The organism is Aliikangiella maris, from assembly GCF_040719265.1.
Taxonomy (GTDB): Bacteria; Pseudomonadota; Gammaproteobacteria; order Enterobacterales; family Kangiellaceae; genus Aliikangiella; species Aliikangiella maris.
The window spans coordinates 1-3,243 of the sequence record NZ_JBFDAH010000071.1 but is presented as its reverse complement, the minus strand read 5'-3'; the positions used below and the strand labels follow the sequence as shown (position 1 = coordinate 3,243).

The 3,243-nt window shown below is 39.5% G+C and carries 5 protein-coding genes; 4 read left to right on the top strand and 1 reads right to left on the bottom strand.

Annotation, left to right across the window (positions count from 1 at the left end; all coding sequences use genetic code 11):
- From ABVT42_RS21835 to ABVT42_RS21820, 4 genes are all read left to right on the top strand, one after another.
- A partial coding sequence (locus tag ABVT42_RS21835) for a hypothetical protein (protein WP_367024450.1) occupies nt 1-782 on the top strand: 782 nt, incomplete at its 5' end.
- 2 nt (nt 783-784) lie between these two features.
- Nucleotides 785-1,219, top strand: a complete 435-nt coding sequence (locus ABVT42_RS21830) for a hypothetical protein (RefSeq protein WP_353898069.1) — start codon at nt 785-787, stop codon at nt 1,217-1,219.
- Between the two features lie 72 nt (nt 1,220-1,291).
- The gene (locus ABVT42_RS21825) at nt 1,292-1,825 is read left to right on the top strand and encodes a hypothetical protein (protein ID WP_353898070.1); all 534 of its coding nucleotides are present in this window, start codon (nt 1,292-1,294) and stop codon (nt 1,823-1,825) included.
- Entirely contained in the window at nt 1,816-2,160 is a 345-nt protein-coding gene (locus ABVT42_RS21820) for a hypothetical protein (RefSeq protein WP_353898071.1), read from the top strand. Before ABVT42_RS21825 ends, ABVT42_RS21820 begins: the two co-directional genes overlap by 10 nt.
- Before the next feature lie 372 nt (nt 2,161-2,532).
- Here ABVT42_RS21820 and ABVT42_RS21815 read toward each other — a convergent pair whose 3' ends face one another.
- Nucleotides 2,533-2,859, bottom strand: a complete 327-nt coding sequence (locus ABVT42_RS21815) for a hypothetical protein (RefSeq protein WP_353898072.1) — start codon at nt 2,857-2,859, stop codon at nt 2,533-2,535.
- Nucleotides 2,860-3,243 lie beyond the last annotated feature (384 nt).

Below are 3,243 nucleotides of genomic sequence, written 5' to 3'. Positions count from 1 at the left end.
GTGAACCAGAAAATAACGGAAACACTGGTCTAGGTGAAAAGGCTAAGACGGCTGATAAAGTTGAACAGGGAGTGAATGATAAGGATAATGTGGGTGATGGGTTGAGCACCACTCAAGGTAGCATTGGTGCAAGTGCCGCAGATAATTTTGGCCCAATATCTGATGAAGCTAAGGCAATGGCTTCAAAGTTCTTAGACCCTTCGAAACGTTTTAAAGAATACCGTCGTATAGGAAACGAGTTGATAGACGCTGGACAAAGTGGAGCTGGTGAATGGTTTTTATTAGCTGCGGATCAAGTTGAAGCTATTGCCCTTGGCTTTGAAGGTGGAACAGGTATGTTAGCGTTATTGCCTAACGGTGGTTCAGGTTCAGTGAATGCCATGTTTGTTATTCAAGATGCTAGCTATCGTTTGTCGCAATATAATTTTCAGAACTATTTAGATATAAAAAACACTGGCTCGATCAAAGGTCTCGAAGGTCTCAGGGGAAAGCAGCTAGCAATAGAAATGGCTGGGTTTGAACAACAGGTTGCTCAGAGGGTATTTAATCACTCCTTAAGTATGTTTAGTCCTTCAAGTCGTAGCTCAATTGTTAACAATATTAATGAAAGGTTTAATGGTTGGTTTGATAGAGCTGTTGGCGGGGTCAGCCCCGGCTATGTCTCCAACTCTATTAGAGTTTTAGACCGTTTGTATCCTAATCAAAATTTTAGATTTGATAATCAACAACACAGATTAAACCTAGCCATAGGACTGATTGACGATCAGTTTGCGAGGAAGTAAAAATGAAAAGTATTAAGTTAATTGGGTTTTGTTTAGTTTTGCTTCTGGTGGAAAGCATTACATTATTGTGTTTGGTTTTCTTATTAAACTGGATATTGTCTATAGATGTCTACCTTAAAGGGCCTTTGTCTCTTGTAGCTCTTGCTTTATATTTCATGCTATATAAATGTGCTTTTGAGCTTTGGTTATTTACTATTGTTGTGTCATTAAGAACAAAAGCTAGAAAAATAGAGTTAAAAGATCTCATTATTGGCAAAGCATATTCAGGGTTGTTAATGTTAACTGTATTAGTATTTGTGATGTTAGAAACTGAAGATACTATTGATATTTATTTTTCATATGCTCTAAACTTTGTGCCTTCAGTATTAATAGCATATTTCTTAATGAAGAAATTTTGGTTAAAAGGTGTTGATTGGATGTCTACTGAGAAAAGTTAATGCACCAGTCAGACAAGAGCCGCCGATGAAGTTGATTATTCAAGTGGTGGTCAATTCCCCGTAAAACAAAGCATGATTGCATCGAAAGGGAAGGCCGTTATTACAGGAACTAAGCCTCAAAAAGAGGCTGAAAACTTAGGAGGGTTTAAAGCTTTATTTCATTATATTGGGGGTAGTCAAAAAGAAGTTGAAGTAGCTTTTAAGATGCTTAGAACTCAAGGTGTCACCCCAGAGCAGTTCAAAAAGGTAGCTAATTTGATTCATATTGCAGGATTTGATGGTGTTGATGGCGAGTACTTTGTTGAAGACTCTATGAACTATAAAGGTCCTGGATTTGATAACTATTTAGCGATAGGAAATGTTAAATTATTGCTTCAAGGAACGTTAACTATAAGCAATATGTCTTATACATTTAGTGGAACTCTGAGCGCAGCAGATAATCTATATGACTTTGACCCAGCAGAGAACTTTAACGAAAGGTGGAGATCTGCCCCTGCTGAAATTCTGACTGTTATGGGCTCTTGGCTCCCAGAAAAACCTTATAATATGAAATTTATTGGAAGCCGTGAAATTCAAAGTAAAGGAAAAATAGAGCCATGGTATTGATATTTAAGAGACTCGTATTCGTATTACTTTTGGCTGTATTTTCTTGTACTGCTGAGCCTGTGAAAATTACACGAGAAAAAGCGACGAAGCTCGCTAAAAAGAAAATAAAGAAAGCAGAAATACCTTTAAAATTTGATTCAGAACTTTTGCCGCCAATGGAGGTAAACAAAACAAGTGAAGGATTTGAGTTTGAGGTGATTGATGTGAAGCAAAACATAAAACTGATGGTGTTTGTTTCGTCAAATGGAGCGACAGACTTAAGTTCAATATCCTTAACCGAATTAGATCGTCGACGAAATGAAGCAAAAAAGAAGTCTTCCCAACTCGAAAATTAATCTACAGCACCTCCCATCTCGCCCTCAGTTTGAGGGCGTTTTTATATTCCATCATCGAACCACTGAGTGGGGACACCCCTGACTTTTAGAACCTTCAAACTCAGCCCTGATTCAGGGCTTTTTCAACTGGGTTTTGTTAGGTTGGCTGAGTGGGGTTGTTTGGCTTGATTTCAATGGATGAAGTTTCCCGCTTTCGGCTTCGCCTAGTGTGTTTTTGTTGTCACACCCTACGCATCTGACGAATGCTAAGGGATAGTACATGGCTATTGGTTTGCCGCCGTCAGACAGTGATGTGCATTTTAAAAAAGTTGTCTGACACAATCGCTACAGGCTAGTGCTTATCAAGGCTTACGTGTCAGACAGGGAAAAAGGTTAAAGTGCAGTAATAGCCTCACGCCAACGTCGATTAAGCGGCTGAGTATAACCAAATCGCAAATGGGGCAAGGCATACAAAGCCAGTTGAATATGGTCATCTTGCTGGCCGAGCAAAACCATCTGAATGGGCGGCTCAAAATGGGGCGCGGCTTCTGGATAACAGCGGGAAGCTGAGTCTGGCACAATGGTTAATGGCTCCCGCCAATGCCACTGGATTTGCCGGAAATAAGGGTAAGGCTGCAAAGCAAAATTGTATTGCGGCAGGGTTTTATCAGTAAATTCATGACAGCCGGGGGCTGTTTGCGTAAAATTGCATTTAGTCATAGTAACCTCTTTGGTAGGTTGTTGTAGTTTAATTTTTTACCATCATACTTCTTGCCAATTTCTTTATCATAAGATTGTGCAAGAATTAAACGACTTTACCCAATTAACATCGTCCGCTTTTTAGTGCTTGCCAAATTGTTGTCATAGGTTCTACCAAATTGTTATCAAACACTTTGTGGATAACTTTTTTGAAAAGGTTTTTGCCCAAAAAAAGAGCTTTCGCCCTTTGATAAAATTTGCTCTAATGCTCGCGTAGCGAGCATAGAGAAGGAGTTTAGGTGTTGGGGAGTTTAAGAGACTTGCTGCTTGAGCAGCTCCTCGTGTGATCGCCAGTGTGGTTGCACGAGGACATGATTAACATGAGTTATGGTTACCAACTTTTTT

Bases quoted from the DNA above. Each gene is read 5' to 3' on its own strand.
- ABVT42_RS21815 (WP_353898072.1), bottom strand. From the start codon at position 2,859: ATGACTAAATGCAATTTTACGCAAACAGCCCCCGGCTGTCATGAATTT.
- ABVT42_RS21825 (WP_353898070.1), top strand. From the start codon at position 1,292: ATGATTGCATCGAAAGGGAAGGCCGTTATTACAGGAACTAAGCCTCAA.
- ABVT42_RS21820 (WP_353898071.1), top strand. From the start codon at position 1,816: ATGGTATTGATATTTAAGAGACTCGTATTCGTATTACTTTTGGCTGTA.
- ABVT42_RS21830 (WP_353898069.1), top strand. From the start codon at position 785: ATGAAAAGTATTAAGTTAATTGGGTTTTGTTTAGTTTTGCTTCTGGTG.